General features: G+C 64.1%; 22 protein-coding genes and 5 pseudogenes. 13 read left to right on the top strand and 14 right to left on the bottom strand.

The genetic code is table 11. The features are described from left to right. Positions 1 to 5: 5 nt before the first annotated feature. Together glcF and AB3L03_RS22320 are read right to left on the bottom strand one after the other, a co-directional pair. Positions 6 to 1,328 carry a glycolate oxidase subunit GlcF gene (glcF, locus tag AB3L03_RS22325; protein WP_018453426.1) on the bottom strand — a complete coding sequence of 441 codons (1,323 nt, stop codon included), beginning with the start codon at positions 1,326 to 1,328 and terminating at the stop codon, positions 6 to 8. Next, the gene (locus tag AB3L03_RS22320; RefSeq protein WP_368507045.1) at positions 1,325 to 2,563 is read right to left on the bottom strand and encodes an FAD-binding protein; all 1,239 of its coding nucleotides are present in this window, start codon (positions 2,561 to 2,563) and stop codon (positions 1,325 to 1,327) included. Before AB3L03_RS22320 ends, glcF begins: the two co-directional genes overlap by 4 nt. A 214-nt stretch (positions 2,564 to 2,777) precedes the next feature. Between AB3L03_RS22320 and AB3L03_RS22315 the strand changes: the two genes are divergently transcribed. After that, a complete protein-coding gene (locus AB3L03_RS22315) occupies positions 2,778 to 3,113 on the top strand; it encodes a putative quinol monooxygenase (RefSeq protein WP_026232528.1) in 336 nt (111 codons plus the stop codon). A gap of 53 nt (positions 3,114 to 3,166) precedes the next feature. Here AB3L03_RS22315 and AB3L03_RS22310 read toward each other — a convergent pair whose 3' ends face one another. Further along, a complete protein-coding gene (locus tag AB3L03_RS22310) occupies positions 3,167 to 4,660 on the bottom strand; it encodes an FAD-linked oxidase C-terminal domain-containing protein (protein ID WP_204512406.1) in 1,494 nt (497 codons plus the stop codon). Between the two features lie 273 nt (positions 4,661 to 4,933). Here AB3L03_RS22310 and cycA point away from each other — a divergent pair, with 273 nt between their 5' ends. Continuing rightward, positions 4,934 to 5,329, top strand: coding sequence for a cytochrome c-550 CycA (cycA, locus tag AB3L03_RS22305; RefSeq protein ID WP_018453422.1), 396 nt, complete (start codon positions 4,934 to 4,936; stop codon positions 5,327 to 5,329). A gap of 108 nt (positions 5,330 to 5,437) precedes the next feature. Here cycA and AB3L03_RS22300 read toward each other — a convergent pair whose 3' ends face one another. Then, on the bottom strand, positions 5,438 to 6,394 hold the full coding sequence (locus AB3L03_RS22300; RefSeq protein ID WP_018453421.1) for an alpha/beta fold hydrolase: 957 nt from the start codon (positions 6,392 to 6,394) through the stop codon (positions 5,438 to 5,440). Between the two features lie 325 nt (positions 6,395 to 6,719). On the opposite strand from AB3L03_RS22300, the gene AB3L03_RS22295 reads away from it, so the two are divergent. After that, a complete protein-coding gene (locus AB3L03_RS22295; protein WP_007596968.1) occupies positions 6,720 to 6,902 on the top strand; it encodes a hypothetical protein in 183 nt (60 codons plus the stop codon). Positions 6,903 to 6,914: 12 nt separating this feature from the next. Here AB3L03_RS22295 and AB3L03_RS22290 read toward each other — a convergent pair whose 3' ends face one another. The 3 genes from AB3L03_RS22290 to ykgO form a co-directional block, all read right to left on the bottom strand. Beyond that, entirely contained in the window at positions 6,915 to 7,175 is a 261-nt protein-coding gene (locus tag AB3L03_RS22290; protein ID WP_007596971.1) for a hypothetical protein, read from the bottom strand. Positions 7,176 to 7,299: 124 nt separating this feature from the next. Next, the gene (locus AB3L03_RS22285) at positions 7,300 to 7,938 is read right to left on the bottom strand and encodes a tetratricopeptide repeat protein (protein ID WP_026232527.1); all 639 of its coding nucleotides are present in this window, start codon (positions 7,936 to 7,938) and stop codon (positions 7,300 to 7,302) included. Positions 7,939 to 8,055: 117 nt separating this feature from the next. After that, on the bottom strand, positions 8,056 to 8,181 hold the full coding sequence (gene ykgO, locus AB3L03_RS22280) for a type B 50S ribosomal protein L36 (protein ID WP_006611362.1): 126 nt from the start codon (positions 8,179 to 8,181) through the stop codon (positions 8,056 to 8,058). 323 nt (positions 8,182 to 8,504) lie between these two features. Here ykgO and AB3L03_RS22275 point away from each other — a divergent pair, with 323 nt between their 5' ends. Continuing rightward, entirely contained in the window at positions 8,505 to 9,389 is an 885-nt protein-coding gene (locus tag AB3L03_RS22275) for an amidohydrolase family protein (RefSeq protein ID WP_204512407.1), read from the top strand. 112 nt (positions 9,390 to 9,501) lie between these two features. On the opposite strand, the gene AB3L03_RS22270 is transcribed toward AB3L03_RS22275, so the two are convergent. After that, on the bottom strand, positions 9,502 to 9,849 hold the full coding sequence (locus AB3L03_RS22270; protein WP_204512408.1) for a MerR family transcriptional regulator: 348 nt from the start codon (positions 9,847 to 9,849) through the stop codon (positions 9,502 to 9,504). 84 nt (positions 9,850 to 9,933) lie between these two features. Here AB3L03_RS22270 and AB3L03_RS22265 point away from each other — a divergent pair. The 4 genes and pseudogenes from AB3L03_RS22265 to AB3L03_RS22250 all read left to right on the top strand — a co-directional run bounded on the left by AB3L03_RS22265 (position 9,934) and on the right by AB3L03_RS22250 (position 13,172). Continuing rightward, positions 9,934 to 10,943, top strand: a pseudogene (locus AB3L03_RS22265) (NAD(P)-dependent alcohol dehydrogenase). Positions 10,944 to 11,037: 94 nt separating this feature from the next. Further along, complete coding sequence (locus tag AB3L03_RS22260) at positions 11,038 to 11,787, top strand: haloacid dehalogenase type II (protein ID WP_368507044.1); 750 nt, start codon at positions 11,038 to 11,040, stop codon at positions 11,785 to 11,787. Positions 11,788 to 11,808: 21 nt separating this feature from the next. Further along, positions 11,809 to 12,277, top strand: a pseudogene (locus tag AB3L03_RS22255) (YbaK/EbsC family protein). A 55-nt stretch (positions 12,278 to 12,332) separates the two neighbouring features. Continuing rightward, positions 12,333 to 13,172 carry an adenylate/guanylate cyclase domain-containing protein gene (locus AB3L03_RS22250; RefSeq protein WP_204512412.1) on the top strand — a complete coding sequence of 280 codons (840 nt, stop codon included), beginning with the start codon at positions 12,333 to 12,335 and terminating at the stop codon, positions 13,170 to 13,172. Between the two features lie 68 nt (positions 13,173 to 13,240). Here the strand turns inward: AB3L03_RS22250 and AB3L03_RS22245 are convergent. Both AB3L03_RS22245 and AB3L03_RS22240 read right to left on the bottom strand, forming a co-directional pair. Next, a pseudogene (locus AB3L03_RS22245) lies at positions 13,241 to 13,596 on the bottom strand (hypothetical protein). A 95-nt stretch (positions 13,597 to 13,691) separates the two neighbouring features. After that, positions 13,692 to 14,676 (bottom strand): annotated as a pseudogene (locus AB3L03_RS22240) (tripartite tricarboxylate transporter substrate binding protein). A 153-nt stretch (positions 14,677 to 14,829) separates the two neighbouring features. Here AB3L03_RS22240 and AB3L03_RS22235 point away from each other — a divergent pair. Next, a complete protein-coding gene (locus AB3L03_RS22235; protein ID WP_026232525.1) occupies positions 14,830 to 15,087 on the top strand; it encodes a hypothetical protein in 258 nt (85 codons plus the stop codon). Between the two features lie 129 nt (positions 15,088 to 15,216). Here the strand turns inward: AB3L03_RS22235 and AB3L03_RS22230 are convergent, their stop codons facing one another. Next, positions 15,217 to 16,152: a LysR family transcriptional regulator gene (locus tag AB3L03_RS22230; RefSeq protein WP_085350126.1), complete on the bottom strand. Its 936-nt coding sequence runs from the start codon at positions 16,150 to 16,152 to the stop codon at positions 15,217 to 15,219. A 117-nt stretch (positions 16,153 to 16,269) separates the two neighbouring features. Between AB3L03_RS22230 and AB3L03_RS22225 the strand changes: the two genes are divergently transcribed. The 4 genes from AB3L03_RS22225 (at position 16,270) to AB3L03_RS22210 (ending at position 18,751) form a co-directional block, all read left to right on the top strand. Beyond that, positions 16,270 to 17,022, top strand: coding sequence for an SDR family NAD(P)-dependent oxidoreductase (locus AB3L03_RS22225; protein WP_368507043.1), 753 nt, complete (start codon positions 16,270 to 16,272; stop codon positions 17,020 to 17,022). Between the two features lie 36 nt (positions 17,023 to 17,058). Next, complete coding sequence (locus AB3L03_RS22220; protein WP_018453407.1) at positions 17,059 to 17,757, top strand: pirin family protein; 699 nt, start codon at positions 17,059 to 17,061, stop codon at positions 17,755 to 17,757. Between the two features lie 135 nt (positions 17,758 to 17,892). Then, positions 17,893 to 18,492, top strand: coding sequence for an NAD(P)H:quinone oxidoreductase (gene wrbA / locus AB3L03_RS22215; protein ID WP_204512414.1), 600 nt, complete (start codon positions 17,893 to 17,895; stop codon positions 18,490 to 18,492). A 31-nt stretch (positions 18,493 to 18,523) separates the two neighbouring features. Beyond that, a complete protein-coding gene (locus tag AB3L03_RS22210) occupies positions 18,524 to 18,751 on the top strand; it encodes a hypothetical protein (RefSeq protein WP_157642889.1) in 228 nt (75 codons plus the stop codon). Positions 18,752 to 18,754: 3 nt separating this feature from the next. Here the strand turns inward: AB3L03_RS22210 and AB3L03_RS22205 are convergent. The 3 genes and pseudogenes from AB3L03_RS22205 to AB3L03_RS22195 form a co-directional block, all read right to left on the bottom strand. After that, positions 18,755 to 19,638, bottom strand: a pseudogene (locus AB3L03_RS22205) (protein-L-isoaspartate O-methyltransferase). 75 nt (positions 19,639 to 19,713) lie between these two features. Continuing rightward, positions 19,714 to 20,859 carry a GNAT family N-acetyltransferase gene (locus tag AB3L03_RS22200; protein WP_204512415.1) on the bottom strand — a complete coding sequence of 382 codons (1,146 nt, stop codon included), beginning with the start codon at positions 20,857 to 20,859 and terminating at the stop codon, positions 19,714 to 19,716. A gap of 64 nt (positions 20,860 to 20,923) precedes the next feature. Next, entirely contained in the window at positions 20,924 to 22,330 is a 1,407-nt protein-coding gene (locus AB3L03_RS22195) for an O-antigen ligase (RefSeq protein WP_204512416.1), read from the bottom strand. Positions 22,331 to 22,362 lie beyond the last annotated feature (32 nt).

Below are 22,362 nucleotides of genomic sequence, written 5' to 3'. Positions count from 1 at the left end.
AAAGCTCAGTCTTGCGCGTTCAATGCCGGCTGCGACCCGCCCGTAGCCCAATCGAGAAGCTCAATCGTGTGTACGACCGGAACTGACGTGCCACTGGCAATCTGCACCATGCAGCCGATATTGCCTGCGGCAATCATGTCCGGCTTGACGCTCGCGATGTTGGCGACCTTGCGATCGCGCAACCGGCCCGCAAGCTCGGGCTGGAGAATGTTGTAAGTCCCCGCCGAACCGCAACACAAATGGCTCTCCGGCACATCTTTCACCACGAATCCGTTATTGGAAAGCAATTCTTTCGGAAGGCCCGTGATTTTCTGCCCGTGCTGCAACGAACACGCAGAGTGATAAGCGACGACGATGTTGTCCTGTCGCGTCGTGGCCGCGAGTCCAAGGCCGGCGACGTATTCAGTGATGTCCTTGGCGAGCGCAGAGACCTTCGCCGCATCGGCGGCAAACGCAGCGTCTTCGCGCAGAAGATAGCCGTAGTCCTTGATCACGGTGCCGCAGCCTGACGCCGTCACCAGGATGGCGTCGAGCCCCTCGCCGGCCGCTTCCGCGCGCCACGCCGCGACATTGGCGCGAGCCCGTGCCAATGCGTCCTGATCGTCGCCGAGGTGATGGGTCAGGGCGCCGCAGCACTGCTCGTCCCTGACAAGGACGACCTCGATGCCGTGGCGCGTGAGGAGACTGATGGCGGCCTGGTTGATTCGCGGCGCCAGCACCTGCTGGGCGCAGCCCTGGAGCAGCGCGACCCGGCCGCGCTTCTTGCCGAGTGCCGCGAACACACTGCCGGCGGCGGGCCCGGGCGGCGGCAGCCGGTCCGGCGCCAGCGCCAGCATCGCCTTGAGGCGCAGAACCAGGCCGGGCGTCGCCGACGGCCGCGGCGTCGGCAGGAACGCGGCCAGCGGGCGGGCCAGCCGCGCCAGCCACATGCTGGCGCGGAAACGCTGCGGGTGCGGCAGGACGAAGGCCAGCACTCGGCGCAGCAGCCGCTCGGCGAGCGGCCGCTCGTAACGCTGCTCGATCCTGACCCGGGCCTGATCGACCAGATGCATGTAATTCACGCCCGAGGGGCAGGTCGTCATGCAGGCCAGGCACGACAGGCAGCGGTCGACATGTTTGACCACTTCGGCCGTCGGCGTCTGGTCCTTCTCCAGCATCTCCTTGATCAGATAGATGCGGCCGCGCGGGCTATCGAGCTCGTCGCCAAGCAGCACATAGGTCGGACAGGTTGCGGTGCAGAAGCCGCAATGGACGCAGGCGCGCAGGATCTTGTCGGCTTCCGCGATGTCGGGATCGGCGAGCTGCGCGAGTGAGAATTCGGTCTTCATGCGGCAGTGCCTCGCGTCAGCCGCCCCCGGTTGAGGATGATCTTCGGATCGAAACTGGCGCGGACCCGCTCGCTCAAGGCGGCAAGGCCAGGGGCTTGCGGGTGGAATACATCGATCGCGCGCCTGATGTCCTCGGCCGCCCGGATCAGCGTGGCGTGCCCGCCGGCGGCATTCGTACGTTCGCGCACGGCCCGAGCATGCGCGTCCGGCTTCGGTGGCACCGCCGCCCAGATCAGTCCACCACCCCAATCGTAGATCACGTCGCCACCGGTCTCGCGCGCCAGCAGGGTCCCGAGCGTCGCGCCCGACGCCGGCGGGCAGACGATCCGCCAGACCGGCCAGGCCCCCAGCGCGCCACTGGCCGCGAACGGCAGGACGTCGCGGATCGTGGTCCACAGCGCCGCTGACGCCGTGTCCTCGACGAGAATTGCGGTTCCGAACGGCGCCAGCAATTCGCGCAGCGAGCCGGCACGGTGGGCGGCCGAGACGGTAATGCCCTCGAGCCGCAGCGCGGTCAGCGCCTCGCCCTGGCCTGCGATATCGCCGAGACCTTCGATCTCGGTCCGGAACGCCGATGTCGGCAGATGCGCGGCCCCGGAGACATCGAAAGGCGAGCCGAGCGCCGCCGTCATTGCCTTGTTGGCGGCGGCATCGTCGAGCCCGCGCAGCAACAGCGTCCGCTCGGCCTCCGGCTTGGGCATCACTTTCAGCGTGACCTCGGTCATGACCGACAGCGTGCCCCAGGAACCGGCGAGAAGCTTGCAGAGGTCGTAGCCGGTGACGTTCTTCACCACCTTGCCGCCGGTCTTGAAGCTGTCGCCGAAACCGGAGACGGCATGCGCCCCGAGCAGATGGTCGCGCGCGCCGCCCGCCTTGATCCGGCGCGGACCGGCCAGGCCAGCCGCGATCATGCCGCCGATGGTGCCGAGCGCGGGCGTGCCGAGCAGCGGCGCGGTGTTCATCGGCTCGAAGGCGAATTGCTGGTTCTTGGCATCGATCAGCGACAGCACGTCGGCCAGCGGCGCCCCGGCCTGGAGCGTGACAATGAGTTCGTTGGGCTCGTAGGCGGTGATGGCATTCAGCGCGGAGACGTCGAGCACGGCGTTGGTCGCCATCGCGTGGCCGATGCCGCGCTTGGAGCCATGGCCGATGATCTCGAGCGGCTGCTCATTGGCAATCGCCGCGCGCACCACCTCTTCGACGTCTTTGGCGTCTCGTACCTTGAGCGTATCCACGGGCAAAGGCGGTAGCGAAATTCGCCGCCAAAATCAAATGCAGCGTGACGACAGCCGCCATTGCCGCGCGATCCGGCTCGACCTCGGAGCCACGGCCAACATTCGATCCTCATCGAAGCATTCACGACATCGACACTTCGATCACCGGCGAACCAAAGCCGACAGCCGATCGCTACAAATCTGCACCGAGAGACCAACCGATGGAGACGACATCATGAACCACTATGCCACGCAGAAATCGCTCAGCGACGCCGTCGACGGCGGCGGCCTGCTCGTCGTCGCGCAATGGGAAGCGAAGCCGGGCGAGGCCGACAAGATCGCCGCGATCCTCGACCGCTTCCTGCCGGAGGCCCAGCGCGAGGACGGCGTCAAGCTGTTCTTGATCTCGCGCGCAAAGGACAATCCGGCCCAGTTCCTGTTCTACGAACTGTTCCGCGACGAGGCGGCATTCAAGGCGCACCAGGAGAGCGCGCATTTCAAGACCTGGATCGCTGGCGAAGCCCTACCGCTGCTGGCGAAGCGCGAGCGGGCGCAATACGGACTGCTGTAGGCATTGCCGAGGAAAGAGGCGTGCATCGCAAGCCCTTCCATCGGCGCAAGCGCCTAGAACCGGGGGATGTCCGGGAATGCCAGCTTCCCGGCATGGACGTGCATGCGGCCGAGCTCAGCGCAGCGGTGCAGGGTCGGAAACACCTTTCCGGGATTGAGCAGGCCCTGCGCGTCGAAGGCGCATTTCAGACGCTGCTGCTGGTTGAGGTCGATCTCGCTGAACATTTCCGGCATCAGATCGCGCTTCTCGATGCCGACGCCGTGCTCGCCGGTGAGCACGCCGCCGAACTCGACGCAGGCGCGCAGGATGTCGGCGCCGAAGGCTTCGGCGCGCTCGATCTCGCCGGGCTTGTTGGCGTCATAGAGGATCAGCGGATGCAGATTGCCGTCGCCGGCATGGAACACGTTGGCGCAACCGAGCTGGTACTTTTCCGAGAGCTCGCGGATGCGCGCCAGCGCCTTCGGCAGCGCACCGCGCGGGATGGTGCCGTCCATGCAGAGATAGTCCGGGGAGATGCGGCCGACGGCGGGGAAGGCGGCTTTCCGGCCGGCCCAGAACAGATTGCGCTCGGCTTCCGAGGTCGAGATCTGGCAGGTGGTCGAGCCGCAAGCGTTCGCAATCGTCTCGACCCGCGTGATCAGCTCGTCGACCTCGATCTTGGGACCGTCGAGCTCGATAATAAGGAGGGCCTCGACATTGAGCGGATAGCCGGCATGGACGAAGGCCTCCGCGGCGTGGATCGCGGGCTTGTCCATCATCTCCATGCCGCCGGGAATGATGCCGGCGCCGATGATGCGCGCCACGCATTCGCCGGCCGCCTCGACTTGCGCGAAGCCGACCATCAGCGCGCGCGCCGTCTCCGGCTTTTGCAGGATGCGCACCGTGATCTCGGTGATGACGCCGAGCAGGCCTTCCGAGCCGGTGATGACGCCCATCAAATCGTAGCCGGAGTTCTCCGCCGATTTACCGCCGATGCGCAGGATCTCGCCGCTCATCAGCACGATCTCGCAGCCGAGCACGTTGTTGGTGGTCATGCCGTATTTCAGGCAGTGCACGCCGCCCGAATTCTCCGCGACATTGCCGCCGATCGAGCAGGCGATCTGCGAGGACGGATCCGGCGCGTAGTAGAACCCAGCATGGGCGACGGCCTGGCTGATCGCGAGGTTGGTGACGCCGGGTTCGGTGACGACGGCGCGGTTGTCGAAATCGATCTCGCGGATGCGCTTGAACTTGCCGAGGCCCAGAAGCACGCCGTCTTCCAGCGGCAGCGCGCCGCCGGACAGCGAGGTGCCGGAGCCGCGGGGCACCACCTTGATGCCCTGCCCTGCACAATATTTCAGGACCAGCGAAACCTGCTCGGTCGTGTCGGGCAGCACAACGACCATCGGCGGCTGCCGATAGGCCGTCAACCCATCGGATTCATAGGCCCGCATCTCGGCGGCGCTGTCGATCACGCCTTCGCCCGGCACGATTGCGCGCAATGCAGCCACGATCTCGGCGCGGCGCGCGAGCACGGCCTGGTCGCTCGCGGGCATCATGATGGCCATAACATTTCCTTCATGGCATATCCTTCCGGCCAAGGCCGCATGATCGATTTGTCGCGGTAAATCAACCACGTCCGCGGTGGTTTGGGTAGGCCGTCCGAAAGTCGGATCGACGATCCTGCGCGAGTTCGCTCTGGGACAAGTAGGAAATCGTGAAACCTGCCATGGTTTGGCGGCTTGTCCAATCCGAGCAGGCCTGCCAAAACCGGCAGGTCCGACCGTTGCCGATCAGGCATGCAACTGACCAGCCCCCAGGGAAGAGACGAAGAGCACCCGATGACAAAACTGATTTTTGGCGCATTGACCATCCTCACCGCGATTGCCACCGCACCCGCCGCGATGGCGCAGGACGTCGCGGCCGGCAAGTCGTCGTTCAACAAATGCCTGGCCTGTCACGCGATCGGCGAAGGCGCCAAGAACAAGGTCGGCCCCGAGCTCAACGGCCTCGACGGCCGCAAGTCCGGCACCGCGCCGGACTACAATTACTCCGACGCCAACAAGAATTCCGGCATCACCTGGAACGAGGCCGTGTTCAAGGAATACATCAAGGACCCCAAGGCCAAGATCCCCGGCACCAAGATGGCGTTCGCCGGCATCAAGAACGAGACCGAGATCAACAATCTCTGGGCCTACGTGTCGCAGTTCGACAAAGACGGAAAGATCAAGCAGTAAGCGCGCGAACGGCGGCCGCTGGAGCTTCGGTTCTGAACCGAAGCTCCAGCTTCTCGTTTTGACGCGTTTTCTTCACGCGAACCGGCATCCACTTCGCTCGAAAACGCTCTAATCGGCGGTCGCCTGCGCCGGGACGATTTTCCCGATCATCGTCTCGATCTCTGTCTTCACGAGATCGGGCACCGCGTTCTGCACCATGTGGCCGAGATCAGGCAGCACGATCAGCTTGGCATTCTGCACGGTGGCGGCGAACGGGCGGGCGTGAATGGCGGTCTTTACCGTCTTGTCGGGTTCGCCGGCGATGATCGTGACCGGCGCCGTTATCTCGCCGTAGCGCGGAGCTTGCGCAGCCACCGCCTGCTTCAGCGACACCAGATCATAGGCATTGGCGATGAACTCGCGCGGGCGCAGCAGCAACGGCGTCGCGGAGTCCTGCACGAAACCGTCCGGCATCGTTTGCGGCAGGAAGACGTTGCGCGCGCCGGACTCGCTCAGGAAATAGCCCAGCGGGAGGGTTATGGTGTAGGCGAGCAGCGGGCCGATTACGGGCGTTGCGATGATCTCGTTGTAGCGGCCGACGCCGCCGCGCCAAGGATGGGTGACGGGCGCGAGCATCACAAGGCCCGCGACGCGGCCGGGATGATCGAGCGCCAGCCGCGCGCCGAGCGCGCCGCTCCAGGAATGCACCACGAACACCGCGCGATCGATCCCGAGCTTGCCTAGCGCCTCATCGATCATTCGCGCCTGGACCTCCGGCGTCGAATCCTGCCGCCGCGCCCGCGTGCTCCAGCCGTGGCCGGGACGGTCGATCAGGATGACGCGATGGTTCCTGGCGAGGAGATCGCCGAGCGGCCGCCGCATTGCCTCGAGGTTGGAGCTCGCGCCGTGCAGCATCACGATCGGCAGGCCCGAATCGCGCGGGCCGATATCGACGAGGTGAAGCACGGCACCCTCGACCTCGATCATCCGGCCCTGCGGTGGAAAGGCGCGTTGCACGGCGAGGACGCCGGCCTGCGTGACCAGCGCCAGCACAACCAGCGCGGTCACGACTGACATCACGATCATGGACGGAATCCGGGCGACCCAAGGCACAGGGCAGTTACGTGGCTTGCGGCCGGCAGTTTCGCCCGGGGAGCCCCCGCGCTCCACTTGAAATGCCGGGGCTGTGGATATGTGCATAATTCAAGCGAGAAAAACGCAATGAAATCAATACCGCTCCCCGGAGCACGCAGGCTTCGAAACAGCTTCATGCACTCGTCATCGCGGCTTCCTTATAATCGCCATGGTCGGTTCCGCCATTTAGACGCAGGTGGGCGCCGATCGTGCTCGCAACCCTCAGGGATGCGGGAAGACCGGCAGGATTTATCCTGATTTGAACCGGAGAATTTCGATGAGCCTGAGATCCAAAGATACTGCGATCGACGAGATCGTGGCAAGCTGCCACGGTGACCTGCGCGGTGCCGTGCGCGCGCTGCTGCTGATCAACGAGCACCTCGAGACGGAGCTTGCAAAGGCCTACGCCGCAGCGGTCGATCGCGGACTCGCCGAGCGCGAGGGCAGCGTTTTGCACTAGATTGCTGTCGACCTAGTTCGTGCTGTCCTCGTCCTTTTCCTCGTCAGGCGTGGGTGCGGGACAGGCGCGGATGGTCGAGCGGGCAAGCTTGGCGTCGGCCTTCGATTTGTAAGGACCGTCACCGAACCAGACGTCGCCGATGATCACGGGATTGCTGGTCACGATGTTGCATTTTCCGGTGGCGCGATTGCCGACCACCCAGAACAGTCCGTCGGCGAGGCTCGCCGTGCCCGACGCCAACAGCAACGTACCTGCAAAGATCAAACGCTTCATGGCTGTGCTCCCGCCATGAAGGTAGGTCTGCGGCGGTGCCAGCCACACCCCTTGTAACGCGGCGCGTGTCATCGTGGTTAATCCCCCTGCGCCGCATTCGCTCGAGCAATGATCGACTTGTCCGCTAAATATCGCGGCCTTCGACCTTCTCGGTCAGCGCCTTGACCTGGTCGGGGATCTTCTCGAGGTGCGGATTGACGGCGAGCGCCTTGCGGTAGGCTTCGAGCGCGCGCTTTTCGTCGCCGACCTCCTGCATGATCATGCCGAGGCCTGCGAGCGCGCCGAAATGACGAGGCTCGCGGATCAACACCTCGCGAATGTCGGCGAGCGAACGGCCATAATCGTTCTGCATGTAGTAGAGCGTCGCGCGACGATTCCAGGCCTCGATGTAGTCGGGCCTGAGCTTGACGACCGAATCCAGCAGCTTGATCGCAACCTCGATCTTCTTTGCGTCGACGGCGGTCTTGGCCCGCGCCATCAAAAGCGCCGCGGTGTCGCTCGGGGTCTGGATCCAGATCGCCCAGATCCGCGCCTCGACATGCTTGGCGCTGGCTTCGTCGGGCGCAGCTTTCAGCGCGCCGAACAGGAAATCGAGATTCTTGGTGCGGTCGACCTTGGGCAGCTTGGCCGGCGCTTCCGGAAGTTTCTTCTGCTTGCCGGGCGGAGCCGGCGGATCAGCCTGCGCCAGCGCCGGAGCGAGGCCGGCGGCTCCCAGCACAAGAGCCAGACACAGGGTGCGCGCGAAGAGGAATCTCACTGCCATGGTCGAAGTCTAAACGCGCAAAGCCGCCCTTGCAAAGCAGGGGCGGCGTCAAACTCGTGTGAGACCGTGGTCTTGCGGGCGCGCGAGCGTCAGACAGGGCGAAATCAGCCGCCCAAATCAGCCCTGGCGAGCCTTGAAGCGGCGCTGCACCTTGTTGATCACATAGACCCGGCCCTTGCGGCGGACCAGGCGGTTGGCGCGATGGCGACCGCGCAGCGATTTCAGCGAGTTACGGACCTTCATGGCAGAATCCTGAACGTTCGAAAGGCCGTGTTCGGCACTACCGTTTCGGCACGCGCGAATGAGGCAAAATGAGATTTTCCCGCTGGCGGACCGACCGCCCGGGACGGGGCGGTTCTTAAGGCATGGGAGGACCGGATGTCAATGTTAACTGGCCCGATCCCACCCAGCAAATTCAGGAAAACAACCCCATGCAAAGTAGAAGCGGCCGGATCGGCCCAATCAGCATCTCGGACGAAGCCCGCCCCACAACGCCTTGTCCCACAATGCCTTGCCAAGTTCGTTATATCATATAATCAATTCGGCAACCCGTCGGGAGGAAACCCATGCCGAAGCTGAAGCTGCCGAACATCGACGACGTCGTTGCCATCGACATCCACACCCACGCCGAGGAGCCCTGCGGCACCCATCCCGACGACGGCTATGACGACTTCCAGGCGCAGATGGCGGACTATTTCAAGTCGCCGCACAAGCATCCGCCGACCGTGCCGGAGACCGCCGCCTACTATCGGTCCAAGAACATCGCCGCGGTGATCTTCCCCGTCGACGCCGAGCGCGAGACCGGCTTCCGCCGCTACAAGAATGAGGAGATGCTGGAGATCGCCTCCGACCATCTCGACGTTCTCATCCCCTTCGTCTCGATCGACCCGCACAAGGGCAAGCTCGGTGTGCGCGAGGCGCGCAAGCTGATCGAGGAATACGGGGTGCGCGGCTTCAAATTCCACCCAACCATGCAGGGCTTCTACGCCAACGACCGCATGGCCTATCCGCTCTATGAAGAGATCAACAATGGCGGCGCGATCGCGCTGTTCCACACCGGCCAGACCGGCGTCGGCTCGGGCATGCCCGGTGGCATGGGCATGCGGCTGAAATATTCCAACCCGATGTACATGGACGACGTCGCGGCCGATTTCCCCGACCTCAAGATCATTCTCGCCCATCCCTCCTTCCCCTGGCAGGAAGAGGCGCTGTCGGTCGCGACCCACAAGCCCAACGTCTACATCGACCTCTCGGGCTGGTCGCCGAAATATTTCCCGCCGATCCTGGTGCGCTACATCAACTCGATCCTGCAGGACAAGATGCTGTTCGGTTCGGACTGGCCGGTGATCACGCCCGACCGCTGGCTGTCGGACTTCGCCAAGATCGAGATCCGCGACGAGGTCCGGCCGAAGGTGCTCAAGGCCAACGCGCGAAAGCTGCTGGGGATCTAGGCGCATACTCATCAGCGCATCGAGGGTTTCGACGCTGCTATCGAAGCCCTCACGCTCCGGCCCTGAGGGCCGAAGACTTTGGCGCGGTGAATCTGATGGCTATGTTATGCGATCAGTTCACGCTTGCGAGGAAGCCGGCCAGGATTGTCCGGCTCTGGCTGAGCGTCTCGATACGTTCGTCGATCAGACCGACCTGCTGCGTGAGTATTTTTCGCAACTCGTTGCACGGCGTGAAAGCCGGATCGTTGTTCCGCACGCAAGGGAGCAACCGCTTGATGGTTTCGAGCGTCATCCCGGCGCCGCCGAGCATCTTGATGCGCCGTACGGTTTCCTCTTCGGCCTGGCCGTAGTCGCGATAGCCGGAGTTCGTCCGCAGCGGCGCGAGCAGTCCTTCGCCTTCGTAGTAGCGCAGCATTCGGACGCTGACCCCCGTCCGCCGGGAGAGTTCGCCGATCTTCATCTGAAGCCTCTTGACCCTGACAGCACTGTCAGACCCTAAAGACTTTGCTCGTCCAAGTGAATGCCACTTGTGAAGGGAGCAACGATGAAAGCCTACCATTTGAATGGCCATGCTGGTGCTGGCCGCCTTGCGTGCGTCGACGTCGGCAAACCCGAACCCTCCGATGGCGAGGTCCGCATTCGGGTCGAAGCGGCAAGTCTGAATTACCGCGACCTCCTGATCCTCGACCGTGCAGGCCAAGGCGAGATCAACGGCCGCGTGCCACTCTCCGACGGTGCGGGTGTCGTTGACGCCATCGGCGCCGGCGTCGCGCAATGGCGACTCGGAGACCGCGTCGCTGCGTCGTTCTTCCGCGATTGGATCTCGGGGCCGTTCAAGTCCAGCTATATTCCGTCATCCCTCGGTGGCAACACGATGGATGGAATGCTGGCTGAGTATGTCGTGCTGCCGGCGACCGCGCTGGTCTCAGTGCCGGCCCATCTGTCCGCGGTGGAGGCAGCGACCCTGCCCTGTGCCGGCGTCACGGCTTTCCATGGCCTCATCGCACGCGGCGGGATGCGCAAAGGCGACACGCTGCTGGTCCAGGGAACAGGCGGCGTCGCGCTGTTCGGGCTTCAATTCGCAGTGGCGCTGGGGGCGCGTGCGATCGTGATATCCTCCTCCGACGAAAAACTCGCCCGCGCCAAGGCGCTGGGCGGCTCGATTCTATCAACTACCGCGACACGCCCGACTGGGATGTCGCGCTGATGAACGCAACGGATGGCAGAGGTGCCAGTCACATCCTCGAACTCGGCGGTCCCGGCACCTACGACCGATCGCTGCGATCGGTCGCTTCGGGTGGCAAGATCGTCCAGATCGGTGTCTTGACGGGGTTCGGTCCCAAGCCGGACCTCGCGCGCCTTCAGTGGGAGAATGCCGACATCATCGGTGTCACCGTCGGATCGGTCGAACACTTTGCCGCGATGAATCGCTTCCTGACCGAACACGCGATCCACCCGATCGTGGATCGGGTCTACGACTTCGACGACGTTCCCGAAGCGTATGCGCACCTGCGGACCGGCTCACACTTCGGCAAGATCGTGATCAGGCTTTAGAAGCGAGGGGCTCAGTTCGCGTTTCCGTGTTGGATCGATACCGCGGCGCCTTGTATAGTCCGTGGGACCGCAACGATCCCGGAGGACAGGTCAATTGAGTCTCAAAGCCGTTGTCTTCGATGCCTACGGAACGCTTTACGATATCCAGTCGGTCGCCGAGACCACCGAGGATGCGTTTCCGGGCTACGGTGAGATCATCACGCAGATCTGGCGAATCAAGCAGCTCGAATACACCTGGTTGCGCTCGCTGATGCGGCGCTACGAGGACTTTGCAGCCATCACGCGCGACTCGCTTGCCTATACGCTGCGCGTGCTCGGGCTCGCTTACGAGAATGAGGCATTCGAGCGCGTCGTCGAGAAGTACCTTCATCTCGATCTCTATCCGGATGCGACGGCGGCGCTCACGGCTCTGAAACCGCGAAAGCTCGCCATCCTCTCCAACGGCAGTCCGGACATGCTGAATGCGCTCGTGCGCAACTCCGGCCTCGACGCCCTGCTCGACGCCACGATCAGCGCCGACGCGAAGAAGATCTTCAAGCCGAGCCCGGAGGCCTATGAGCTGATCGGCGAAGTGCTCGGCACCGCGCCTGACGAGGTGCTGTTCGTCTCCTCCAATCCCTGGGATGTCGCGGGCGCGAAAGCATTCGGACTGAACGTTGCCTGGATCGAACGGGTGACGCCGGAAGCGATGGCGCTGGCTTGCGTCGAGAACGAACTCGTGGCACCGCTGACGATGTTCAAGGCGATCCGCACCCAGATGGACGAGCTCGGCTTTGCGCCGGATCATCGCATCCGGGCGCTCTCGGAGCTGCCAAGTTGCTTAGGCATCGCCGCCCAACCGTAAGTCTGGAATGAGCCGACCTGAATGACCCTGGAATCCGTTCGCGCCTTCTTCGCCGAGAAAGCCCCCGACATATCAGTTATCAGAATCCCCGATCAGCTCCGCGACAGTGCCGCTGGCCGCCGAGGCTTATGGCGTCGAGCCCGGACGGATTGCCAAGACGCTGTCGTTGCGGATCGGCGAGCGCGTGATCCTGATCGTCGCGGCCGGCACTTCGCGCATGGACAACAAGAAGGTGAAGGCGGCGTTCGGCGGCAAGCCGAAAATGCTGGGACTGGAAGAGGTCGCCGAGATCACCGGCCACGAGGTCGGCGGCGTCTGCCCGTTCGGATTAAAGGCGCCGCTGCCGGTCTATTGCGACGTCTCGCTGAAAGCGTTCGACGTGGTGGTGCCGGCCGCCGGCTCGACCCACAGCGCCGTGCGCATCACGCCGGAGCGGATGGCGGAGCTGACCCGGGCTGAATGGGTCGATGTCTGCGAAGTCAGGCCGTAAGGCAGCTGGGGGATGCCTGATGCATTTGCCGGTCAGGGAGGCTAATGTACGGACCATGCCCGATGATAAGGTCAAACGGCGGCTGACCACCGTGCTATGCGCTGATGTGCACGGCTATTCTCGTCTCATGGAAGCAGACGAGGCGGGAACGCTGGAGACACTCCGCCGCTATCGCACGGCCATCGCGCGATTGGTGGAGCGCCATGACGGCCGGATCGTGAATACCTGGGGCGATGCCGTCATCGCCGAATTCGCCAGCGTCGTGGAAGCCGTGCAGTGTGCGGTCGAGATTCAGCAGGAAATTTCCAACCAGGATTCGGGCCCACCTCCCCCGATGCGGTTTCGCATCGGCATCAATCTCGGCGATGTGATGGTGGATGGTTCCGACCTCTATGGAGACGGGGTGAATATCGCGGCGCGTCTGCAAGAACTTGCCGAACCCGGTGGTATCGTGATCTCCAGCTCCGCCTATGATCAGGTGCACAACAAATTATCTGTTGGCTTCGACTGCCTCGGCCAGCGTCCAATGAAAAACATTGCTCCCGTGACCAGCTATCGTGTGACCATGAGCGGCCAAACCGCTCAAGCACGGAGCTTTCCGCCTGGCGAACGCCTGACATCTCAGACCGCAAGTGCGGGCTCGCAAACTGACGCCGCGCACCGCGACAGATCCGAGTCATCCAATTGGATGGGCTTCGTTTCAGACGGACTGGCGAAGCTGCCCCGCCCGGTTGCGGCGGCCCTCACGGTGTCGGCCTTTCTGATTCTGATCAATATTTTCACCGGCATGCACAAGATCTGGTTCCATTGGCCGGTGGCAGCTTTGCTCTTCGGCGCCATCATGCGGACGGCGCTCCGGGATCGACCTGAGTCGGACGGCAAGGGCGAGCGCTGAACGAGGCGGCACAACCGCGCTTCGCGCCCACTGCTGCGCGCGCGCGCCCCGATCATGCTTGGGCAGCACTAATCGTCGCTATCGTCATAAGGCCGCGGCTGCGCCTGCGGAGGTGGTGGCGGCACATTGTTGTATCGCGGCGCCGGCGCGGCGCGATTGCCGGAACCTGCTGCTGCGGCAGCATCTGGTTGTTGGACTGGAACACCGCGCGACAGCCGCTGGAGAGCTGGGGCGTATTCTGCCGCAAGCAGGCCGTAATGCGGCTCACATCAGGGATCTGATCGCTGCACAGCCGCCACACATCCGGCGTGCAGGCCATCTGCTGCTCCATGGTTCCGCGATACTCTTCAGCGGATGCAGCGCCTTGCGCGACGATGCCGCCGATTGCAAGCGCCACACCCAGCGCGATCCGCTCTGTTCGCATGTCCGATTCCTTCGCGAGTCTCTCGAATTCTGTTCAATCAATGAGACGCGGAGAGGTTCTGGACCAACAAAAAATTGTGAAAATGGGCCAGGAACCTATTCGACCTTGCCGATCTTCTTCACCGCAGCAATCAGCCGCGCGCTGTCGACCGCCACGAACTCGGCAAACGCCGGCGCGTCCTGATAGGCAACGAGACTGCCCGACGTTTCGAAGGCCTTGAGCACGTCGGGGCTCGTCATCACCTGCGCCATCGCCTCGCGCAGGCGAGTCGCGATCGGCGCGGGAAGAGCACTCTGTGCAAAAGAGTCCGGCCCAGATGTACATCTCGACGTCCTTGTAACCGAGCTCCTGGAAGGTCGGCACATCGGGGAAGCTTGCGACGCGCTTGGCGCCGCAATTGCCGAGCACGCGCAGCTTGCCGTCCTCCACTTGCGGCTTCAGCGTTCCCGGTGCGGCGGCGATCGCCTGCACGGTGCCGCTGAGCAGCGCGGTGATCGCCGGTCCGGCGCCGCGAAACGGCACATGCAGCAGCTTGATGTCGGCGCTGCTCGCAAACATCTCCATCGCCACGTGCAGCGTGCCGTAAGGCCCCGATGAGCCGTAGGTGATCTGGCCGGGACGCTTCCTGGCATCCTCGACGAAATCCTGCGCGGTCTTCCATGGCGCCGAGGCGGGCACCGCGAGCAGCGTGGGATCGGCCAGCACCCGCGCGATCGGCATGAACTGCGAGAGCTCGTAGGCGACCGGACGGTCGAACAGCCGGTCGGCCTCGGGCAGCACCGCGAGCGAGGACAGCGTCATCAGCAGCGTGTAGCCGTCGGGCTCGGCGCGCGCCGCCGCGGCATTGCCGACGGATCCACCGCCACCGCCGGCGCGGTTGTCGACGATGACCGCCTTGCCGAGGATTCGCTCCAGCGCCTGTGCGACGGGGCGCGCCGCAAGATCCGCCTGGCCGCCGGCCGGAAACGGCACGATCATGGTGACGTTGCGAGAGGGATAGGCTTGCGCGAAAGCCGCGCTCGACAACACAGGCAACAACGGCAATGCGGCAGCCGCGCGCAGGACATCGCGTCGATCCATGGCAGATTTCCCCCTGTTTTCTTATTTCGCTGCCAGCCTAGCGTGACCGTCCGCAAGAACAAGCCGCGCGGCGGGATTAACGAAGCATTATCCATGTTCCGCCCGGTCAGGAACGCCCCCTGGGCTCACCGTTGCCTCCCAGGGAGTGGAGCGATGAATAGACTTCAGACCATTGACGTGGCGCTGGACGAGATGCTGGTGAATCTCGCCGCCATCGTCTTGCGGCTTTCAAAGCCGGACGTGACGCGAACGCCGGAAGCGCGACGCGCCTTGGCGCAATCCGTGCACCAATACGCGGTCTGCGCGAAGCGTTCGCGCGATCCGCGTGTTCATGATTTGAAGTCGCAACTGGAGGAGACGTTGAAGCCGAGCTTGCGAATTGTGGTGCGTAATGGTGAGAAGGTGTCTTAGTCCAACCCGTCATTGCGAGCGCAGCGAAACAATCCAGAATACCTCCGCGGAGACATTCTGGATTGCTTCGTCGCTTCACTCCTCGCAATGACGGAGGTCGATGAAGCCGCTCGCTCTACGACGGCTTTTCTAAGACGGCTTTGCCTTTCCGCGCACTCGCCGCTTGCACGTCCCCGGCAGCTTCGCCGCGAGAAAATCACCGAGCGCCTCGACGCGCGCGGGGCGCGGGCCGCCAGGTGGCGTCACCAGATGCACGGCGCCTTCGACCTGCTTCCAGTCCTTCAGGATCACTTCGACCTCGCCGGAGGAGATGGCGTCACCGACGATGAATTCCGGAAGGTCGGCGATGCCGAGGCCGGCGATCAGCGCCGGCATCACCGCTTCGCCGTTGTTGACGCGGAGCTGTCCGCCCGGACGTACGCTGGCCTGCTCGCCGGCCGAGTTGGTGTAGTGCCAGACGTTGGGCGTGGAGAGATAGGCGTAGCTGAAGCATTTGTGCTCGGCCAGATGCATCGGATGCGTTGGCCGCCCGTGTTGCTCGAGATATGACGGCGCGGCCACCGTGAAACGCGGCATGGTGAAGAGCCGGCGGGCGATCAGCGAGGAATCCGGCAGCCGCGCGATCCGCACCGCCATGTCAAAGCCCTCGCCAATCAAATCGATGGTCGCATCGCTCAAGTGCAGATCGACCGAGACCTCCGGATACGCCTCGAAGAACTCCGGCAGCAGCGGCGCCACCGCCTTGATCCCGAATGTCATGGGCACGGCGAGCCGCACGAGGCCGCGCGGTGCGACCGATTGCGCCAGCGCCTCGTTCTCCGCCGCCTCGCCGTCGGACAGCAGGCGCGTCGCACGCTCGGCGAGCTTATGCCCGGCATCGGTCAGCGCGAGCCGGCGTGAGGTGCGGTTGAACAGCCGGGCGCCGAGCCGCTCTTCGAGGCGCGTGACCGCCTTGGACACCGTCGCCTTGGACATCGCGAGCTCACCAGCGGCCCCCGCAAACGACCGTAATTCCACGACTTTTGCGAAAATCGCGAGCGCCTCGAAATCGGGGAGTTTGGCCATGAAAGCGGATCCAATTGGGATGTTTAAGGAAACAATGTGTTTCGACAGTTTCTATTTCTACACCACAAACAGAGGCTTATCCAAGGGTCATCAGAAATTCAGGAATGGAGAAATCCAATGACCAAGAAGCTCTCGGGCAAGGTTGCCCTCGTCACTGGTGGCTCGCGCGGTATCGGCGCGGCCTCTGCCCGCGCCCTCGCCGATGAAGGCGCGGATGTCGCGATCAGCTACGTTGCCTCTCCCGAAAAGGCGGAAGCGGTCGTCACCGAGTTGAAGGCCCGAGGCGTCAATGCCCGCGCCTTCAAGGCGGACCAGGCCTCGGCCAATGACGTGACGCAGCTCGTCAACGACGTCGCGAAGGAGTTCGGCCATCTCGATATCCTCGTCAACAATGCCGGCGTCGCCGCGGGCGGTGCGATCGATGACGCCAATGCCGACACCGAAGCGCTCGCCCGCCAGGATGCCATCAACGTGCATGGCGTGATCGCTGCGATCCGCGCCGCTTCGCAATTGATGGGCGAAGGCGGCCGCATCGTCACCGTCGGCTCGATGCTCGCCGATCGTGCCTCGTTCCCGGGGCTTGCGGACTACGTCGCCACCAAGGCCGCCGTGGTCGGCTACACCAAGGGCGCAGCGCGCGACCTCGGCCCACGCGGCATCACCGTGAATGTGGTGCAGCCCGGCTCGATCGACACTGACATGAACCCGAAGGACGGCGGCGAGTTCGCCGAGACCCAGCGCAAGCAGCACGCGTTGCAGCGCTTCGGCCGCCCCGAGGAAGTCGCGGCTGGCGTCGTGTTCCTCGCAAGTCCGGAAGCCTCCTTCGTCACCGGCACGGTGCTCAACGTCGACGGCGGTTTTGGCGCCTGATCAAGGCGCCATCCGCCAAAACAAGGAATTACGCAGATGATCGAACTCAGACCCTTCGCAAAGCTCGGCGGCGCCGATCACGGTTGGCTCAACGCCAAGCATCATTTCTCCTTCGCAAGCCACTACGACCCCGACAACATGGGTCACGGCGCCTTGCGGGTCTGGAACGACGACGAGATCGCGCCGAACACCGGCTTTCCCGCCCATCCCCACGCCAACATGGAAATCATCACCTATGTGCGCGAGGGCGCGATCACCCATCAGGACAGCCTCGGCAACGAAGGCCGCACCGAAGCGGGCGACGTGCAGGTGATGAGCGCCGGCAGCGGCATCCGCCACTCCGAGTACAATCTCGAGTCGACCAAGACACGCATCTTCCAGATCTGGATCGAGCCGACCGCGCGCGGCGGGCAGCCGACCTGGGGCTCGAAGCCGTTTCCGAAAGGAGACCGCTCGGGCAAGCTCGTCACCATCGCGAGCGGCTTCGAGCATGACACGGACGCGCTGCCGATCCGCGCCGATGCGCGGGTGCTCGCCACCACGCTGAAGGCCGGTGAGAGCGCCGAGTACGTGCCGCACAAGTCGCGGCACCTTTATCTGGTGCCCGCGGCGGGGTCAGTCCAAATTAACGGCGTGCGCGTCAACGCCCGCGACGGCGCCGCGATCCGCGACGAGGACAGGCTGAAAATCACGGCACTCGAAGATTCCGAGATCGTGCTCGTCGACGCGGCGTAACGGCTCTCTCTGTCATGGCCGGGCTTGTCCCGGCCATCCACGCCCCGCGACGAGCGAACAAGAACGTGGATGCCCGGGACGAGCCCGGGCATGACGACCCAAAAAAAGCACTCACTCAATCCCATCGGAGACATCATGACCAAAGTTCTCGTCCTGTATTATTCCGCCTATGGCCACATCGAAACGATTGCCAATGCCGTTGCCGAAGGCGCGCGCGAAGCCGGTGCCACCGTCGACATCAAGCGCGTACCCGAGCTGGTGCCGGCCGAGGTCGCCAAGGCGTCCTATTACAAGCTCGACCAGGCCGCCCCCGTCGCCACGATCGACGACCTCGCCAATTACGACGCGATCATTGTCGGCACCGGCACCCGCTTCGGCCGCATGGCCTCGCAGATGGCGAACTTCCTCGACCAGGCCGGCGGTCTCTGGGCCAAGGGCGCGCTGCACGGCAAAGTCGGCGGCGCCTTCACGGCGACCGCGACCCAGCATGGTGGTCAGGAGACGACGCTGTTCTCGATCATCACCAACCTGTTGCATTTCGGCATGGTCGTGGTCGGCCTGAATTACGGCTTTGCCGGCCAGATGAAGCTCGACGAGGTCACCGGCGGCGCGCCTTACGGCGCCACCACGATCACCGGAGGCGACGGCAGCCGGCAGCCCAGCGCCAACGAGCTCGCCGGCGCACGCTATCAGGGCCGCCAGATCGCGGAGACAGCCCGGAAGCTGCACGGCTGAGCGCGGTTAAGCTTTACGTCCGAACCACTGCATGGCAGGTGCGATCTGGGCGGCATTCTCTTCTGGAGATGCCGCCCCATCTCTGTGGCCAGGATATTTCACCAAAAGCGATACGAATGGCTTTCGAACTCTTGTTGATCGCGCAGATGATCCGCAGGCCCGCTCAGGCGCTGGCGCGGCGCTGGTATTGCCGGAGCCTGTTCAAGGCCTCACGCGGCCGCTTTCACTGTGCCGGCTGCGCGAAGTCATGATGCTCTAGCCACTAGGCCTGCGTGATGTCCGCGTTGGGCTTAATGGGCGCAGTCGCGACAGGCGCCGGCGCTGTCGACAGCCACCAGCCCTCACCGGCGAACCAGCAGGTCTCGTCGGGAGCGCCCTCTCTCCGCAACGACTGCACGCCCTCCCACCCCCTTGCGAACGCCTCGGCCAGTCGCCGGGCGGCATCCGCGTTCTGCAATCCCGCGCAGCCGATGAATTGGGCACGCCCGAGGAATTTGGCGGGCCAGACCGCCCCCTCGTCGGGGCGCGTGATCATCAACATGCCGCCGATCATGCCTTCGGGCGCGAGTGGAAACACCAGCCGCCCACCGGGCAGCAAGGCATCGAGCCATTCGGTGGCCGGCTGCGCCGCACCCGCGCAGACATAGATCACGTCGGCTTTGGGAAGATCGGACGCGATGCCCGATCGATCCCGCACGTCCGTATGGGCGATGTCCTTCAGATTCTCGCGCGCGAGGCCTGCCAGACGTTCGTCGATCTCGTAGGCATGGACGCGGCCGCCGGGGCCGACGAGATGCGCGAGGATTGCGGTGTAATAGCCGCTCCCCGCGCCGATCTGGATCACAGTCTCGCCTTCCTTCACCGCGCAACCGCTGAGCCAATAGGCGTGCGCGCCGGGCATCCCGATATTGAGACCCGCGCGCTGTCGAGCGCGAGCAGCGTGTTCTGATAGAGGAAAGCGGGATCATCATCGGGTGTGACAACATAGGGGTGGCCGCCAACCGAGATCGACCACGGCCCGGGTCCGGCGAACGTCTCGCGCCTGACGGTGCGAAACGCTTCTTCGATACGGGGGTCCGCGGCCCTCGCCGCGGCGCTGATCAACTGTGCATAGAATGCGCGATATTTTGCCGAACTATCTTCCATGTCGCCTCCGGGAAACAGGCGACGATAACACAACGATTGCGATAATCGAGTGACCCTACAATCCAGGGCGGCGCGTCAGCGCGTCCTCTTGCCCATCGCCTGCGCCGCAAAGGCGGCAAGCCTGGGGTGACGACGCAGGCCCTGCGCGGCGTGGTCGCGCCACGCGAAGGGCATGCCGCGCCAGGACAGCGCGACGCTGACATCCGTCAGCGGCACCGGCTCGGCGCCGAAGCGGCGCTTGTAGTCCTGGTTGCCGATGCTGAGGTCGAAACGGCGCACGCCTTCCGCATGCAGCGCCGCCATAGTGCGCTCGGTCACGAGCAGCCCCGGCGAGCAGTTCGACCAGGAATCGCCGGTGTGGCTGATGCGCAGCAGGAAATAGGTCTCACCGAACCTGACGCCGAGCGCGGTGGCGACAATGGCCTCGTCGCAAACCAGCGCCGAGATGACGGCATAACCGTTCGCGACGCCCCGACGCGCGACCTCGCGATAAAACTGCGCATGGGTTTCGTCGTTGAGGACGAAGCGCGAGCCGAGCTTTCGCATGCGCGCCTGCTGCTGGGCATCCATCACGTCCAGCAGCTCGCGCGCACGCGCGACATCGGTGGCGATCTCGAATCGCGCGCCGGCGTGACGGTTGAAGACGCGCCAGCAGCGTGGCATCTGCATGCGCTTGATCGAGGCCTGGTAATCTTCATAGTCGTCGCCGGTCAGCACGAGGTTGCCGTTGAGCGAGCAGGATCCGATCCGGCCGAGCGACACCAGCGGGTTCGGGCTTCCGCCGATCTGGGCTGGCATCTTCTTCAGGCGCAGCAGATCGAAGCGGTCCGGCAATGCGCGCAATGCGCCGATCAGCGCCTTGCCGATCGCATCCATCGCCGCCGCGTCCAATGCGGCATCAAGCGCAAGGATCGGCGCGTTGTTGTCGCAGACGCCGAAATCGGCGAATTCGACGATGCGGATGCCGCGCCTGAGGTGGCTGATCATCGGCACCATTGCGATGTCCCTGCCGGTCGTGGCATCGGAGATCAATGCAATCAGCGGCGAGAGATCGTGGAACGCCTCGTACCAGGCGCCGAGCCAGTAGCCATGCTGGAATGCAGTGCGATGGCCTGCGTTCAGGCGCGATGCGGCCAGCGGCCACTCACGCACGAAATCGACCGCGATTCCCGACGTGCTGGACACAAGACCATCTGGTTGCTCGACGCTGAGGATCGTCATCCGCGGGACATACGATTACTGGTGTTTCGAGATAGATTATGTTTTGTCGCCGCCACAAGTGAGCTCACGGCTTATCGTTAAGCTGATGCCACTGCACCTGCATCGGCTGCGACAAGTCGTCGGGGTCCGGTTCCATTTCCGCGACGCATTGGAACCTGGCCAGGAAGTGCAGGCCGGCCACGGCAACAGTGAACATGAACCAGATCGGATTTTGCCGTTCGAGCAGGAAGGTCTCGGTGGCTCCGTAGTACAGGCCGAACAGCCATACGGTCAGGAACAGCTTTGCCAAGGCACCGCTGCGGTTGTGAGTTCGGGCCGTCTGGAAATTGCCGAGCGGCGCGAGCACGAAGACGAGGATCACCAGCAACAGCCCCGGCAGGCCGATGGTGACCGCGAGGTCGAGATAGCTGTTGTGGCTGTGCGCCGCGCTCGTCGCCCATTCGGCGCCCTGGGCGGTCTGCCGCGCGGCCACGTCGTCCCAGAACGCGGCGTAGCCGTGACCGATGATCGGCTTCTCCGCGACAGCTGCGAGCGCGAACTCCCAGATGGCGGAACGGCCGGTGAAGGTGGGATCGAGCGGAAGCAGCCGCGTCATCGCTCCGAGCGCCGGGCTCATGACGCTGCCGACCGTCAGCAGGTTCATCACGATCAGCGGCACGAAGCAGATGATCCGCTTCAGCCACAGGCCCGGCGTCACGCAGACCAGCGAGGCGAGCGCATAAGTCGCAAGGCACAGTACCGACGACGTCTTGCCGCCGGTGAAGATCAGGAAGATTCCAGCCAGCGCGGCGATGGCCGGCCCCATCAAGAACGAACCAATGGCAGACAGGTAAATGCCGACATAAATCAGGATGGTCATCACCGGCGAAGCGATGTTCTTGTGACCAAAGCTGCCGCGCCAGTCGCCGGCCAACTGCGGCTCGGTGACGTCGAGTGCGGTGTGGATCGAGTATTGCGGCGCCACGAAGACGCCGAGATAGCAGAGCGCAAGCAGTACGAGGGCGGCGCCGCCGAGGCACAGGTTGAAGCTGCGCTGCGTCGGCGGCAGCAACGGCAACAGCACCGCGAGCGACATCACGCTGGCTGCGAGCATGAAGCGCTGCATCGAGACTCCGCGATTCTCGGAGAAGACGATGCTGATCAACAGCCAGCCGACCAGGCAGAGATGCAGCGGCGTCACCAGCGTCTTCAACGCGGGCGCATCCGTTGCGGCGACCAACAGGACTGCGAGCGCGGCCAGCAGGCCCCAGGCGACATAAGTGAGCGCCATTCGTCCGCCGACGACGGTGGTGACATCCTCGCTGCGCAGGTCGGGAAACGGATCGAGCGTCACCAGCACGAGGAGCAGCGCTGCGACTGCGACGAGGCAGCGCGCCGCCCGCACGGCGTCGACCCCTGCAAGCCCACCGCGCAGGACGCCGCCGAACGATCGGGCCTCGACGTCGGTCATGTCAGTGGCGCTGCGATCCATGGCTCAAGGCTGGTGGTGAAGCCCGGGGGAAG

This window comes from Bradyrhizobium lupini, assembly GCF_040939785.1.
GTDB lineage: Bacteria > Pseudomonadota > Alphaproteobacteria > Rhizobiales > Xanthobacteraceae > Bradyrhizobium > Bradyrhizobium canariense_D.
The sequence above is the reverse complement of the archived record's forward strand: the minus strand, read 5'-3'. Positions and strand labels throughout refer to the sequence as shown.

Excerpts from the sequence above, each read along its gene's own strand:
- glcF (WP_018453426.1), bottom strand. The coding sequence starts at position 1,328 with ATGAAGACCGAATTCTCACTCGCGCAGCTCGCCGATCCCGACATCGCG.
- AB3L03_RS22315 (WP_026232528.1), top strand. The coding sequence starts at position 2,778 with ATGAACCACTATGCCACGCAGAAATCGCTCAGCGACGCCGTCGACGGC.
- AB3L03_RS22310 (WP_204512406.1), bottom strand. The coding sequence starts at position 4,660 with ATGGCCATCATGATGCCCGCGAGCGACCAGGCCGTGCTCGCGCGCCGC.
- cycA (WP_018453422.1), top strand. The coding sequence starts at position 4,934 with ATGACAAAACTGATTTTTGGCGCATTGACCATCCTCACCGCGATTGCC.
- AB3L03_RS22300 (WP_018453421.1), bottom strand. The coding sequence starts at position 6,394 with ATGATCGTGATGTCAGTCGTGACCGCGCTGGTTGTGCTGGCGCTGGTC.
- AB3L03_RS22295 (WP_007596968.1), top strand. The coding sequence starts at position 6,720 with ATGAGCCTGAGATCCAAAGATACTGCGATCGACGAGATCGTGGCAAGC.
- AB3L03_RS22290 (WP_007596971.1), bottom strand. The coding sequence starts at position 7,175 with ATGAAGCGTTTGATCTTTGCAGGTACGTTGCTGTTGGCGTCGGGCACG.
- AB3L03_RS22285 (WP_026232527.1), bottom strand. The coding sequence starts at position 7,938 with ATGGCAGTGAGATTCCTCTTCGCGCGCACCCTGTGTCTGGCTCTTGTG.
- ykgO (WP_006611362.1), bottom strand. The coding sequence starts at position 8,181 with ATGAAGGTCCGTAACTCGCTGAAATCGCTGCGCGGTCGCCATCGCGCC.
- AB3L03_RS22275 (WP_204512407.1), top strand. The coding sequence starts at position 8,505 with ATGCCGAAGCTGAAGCTGCCGAACATCGACGACGTCGTTGCCATCGAC.
- AB3L03_RS22270 (WP_204512408.1), bottom strand. The coding sequence starts at position 9,849 with ATGAAGATCGGCGAACTCTCCCGGCGGACGGGGGTCAGCGTCCGAATG.
- AB3L03_RS22250 (WP_204512412.1), top strand. The coding sequence starts at position 12,333 with ATGCCCGATGATAAGGTCAAACGGCGGCTGACCACCGTGCTATGCGCT.
- AB3L03_RS22235 (WP_026232525.1), top strand. The coding sequence starts at position 14,830 with ATGAATAGACTTCAGACCATTGACGTGGCGCTGGACGAGATGCTGGTG.
- AB3L03_RS22230 (WP_085350126.1), bottom strand. The coding sequence starts at position 16,152 with ATGGCCAAACTCCCCGATTTCGAGGCGCTCGCGATTTTCGCAAAAGTC.
- AB3L03_RS22225 (WP_368507043.1), top strand. The coding sequence starts at position 16,270 with ATGACCAAGAAGCTCTCGGGCAAGGTTGCCCTCGTCACTGGTGGCTCG.
- AB3L03_RS22220 (WP_018453407.1), top strand. The coding sequence starts at position 17,059 with ATGATCGAACTCAGACCCTTCGCAAAGCTCGGCGGCGCCGATCACGGT.
- wrbA (WP_204512414.1), top strand. The coding sequence starts at position 17,893 with ATGACCAAAGTTCTCGTCCTGTATTATTCCGCCTATGGCCACATCGAA.
- AB3L03_RS22210 (WP_157642889.1), top strand. The coding sequence starts at position 18,524 with ATGGCAGGTGCGATCTGGGCGGCATTCTCTTCTGGAGATGCCGCCCCA.
- AB3L03_RS22200 (WP_204512415.1), bottom strand. The coding sequence starts at position 20,859 with ATGACGATCCTCAGCGTCGAGCAACCAGATGGTCTTGTGTCCAGCACG.
- AB3L03_RS22195 (WP_204512416.1), bottom strand. The coding sequence starts at position 22,330 with ATGGATCGCAGCGCCACTGACATGACCGACGTCGAGGCCCGATCGTTC.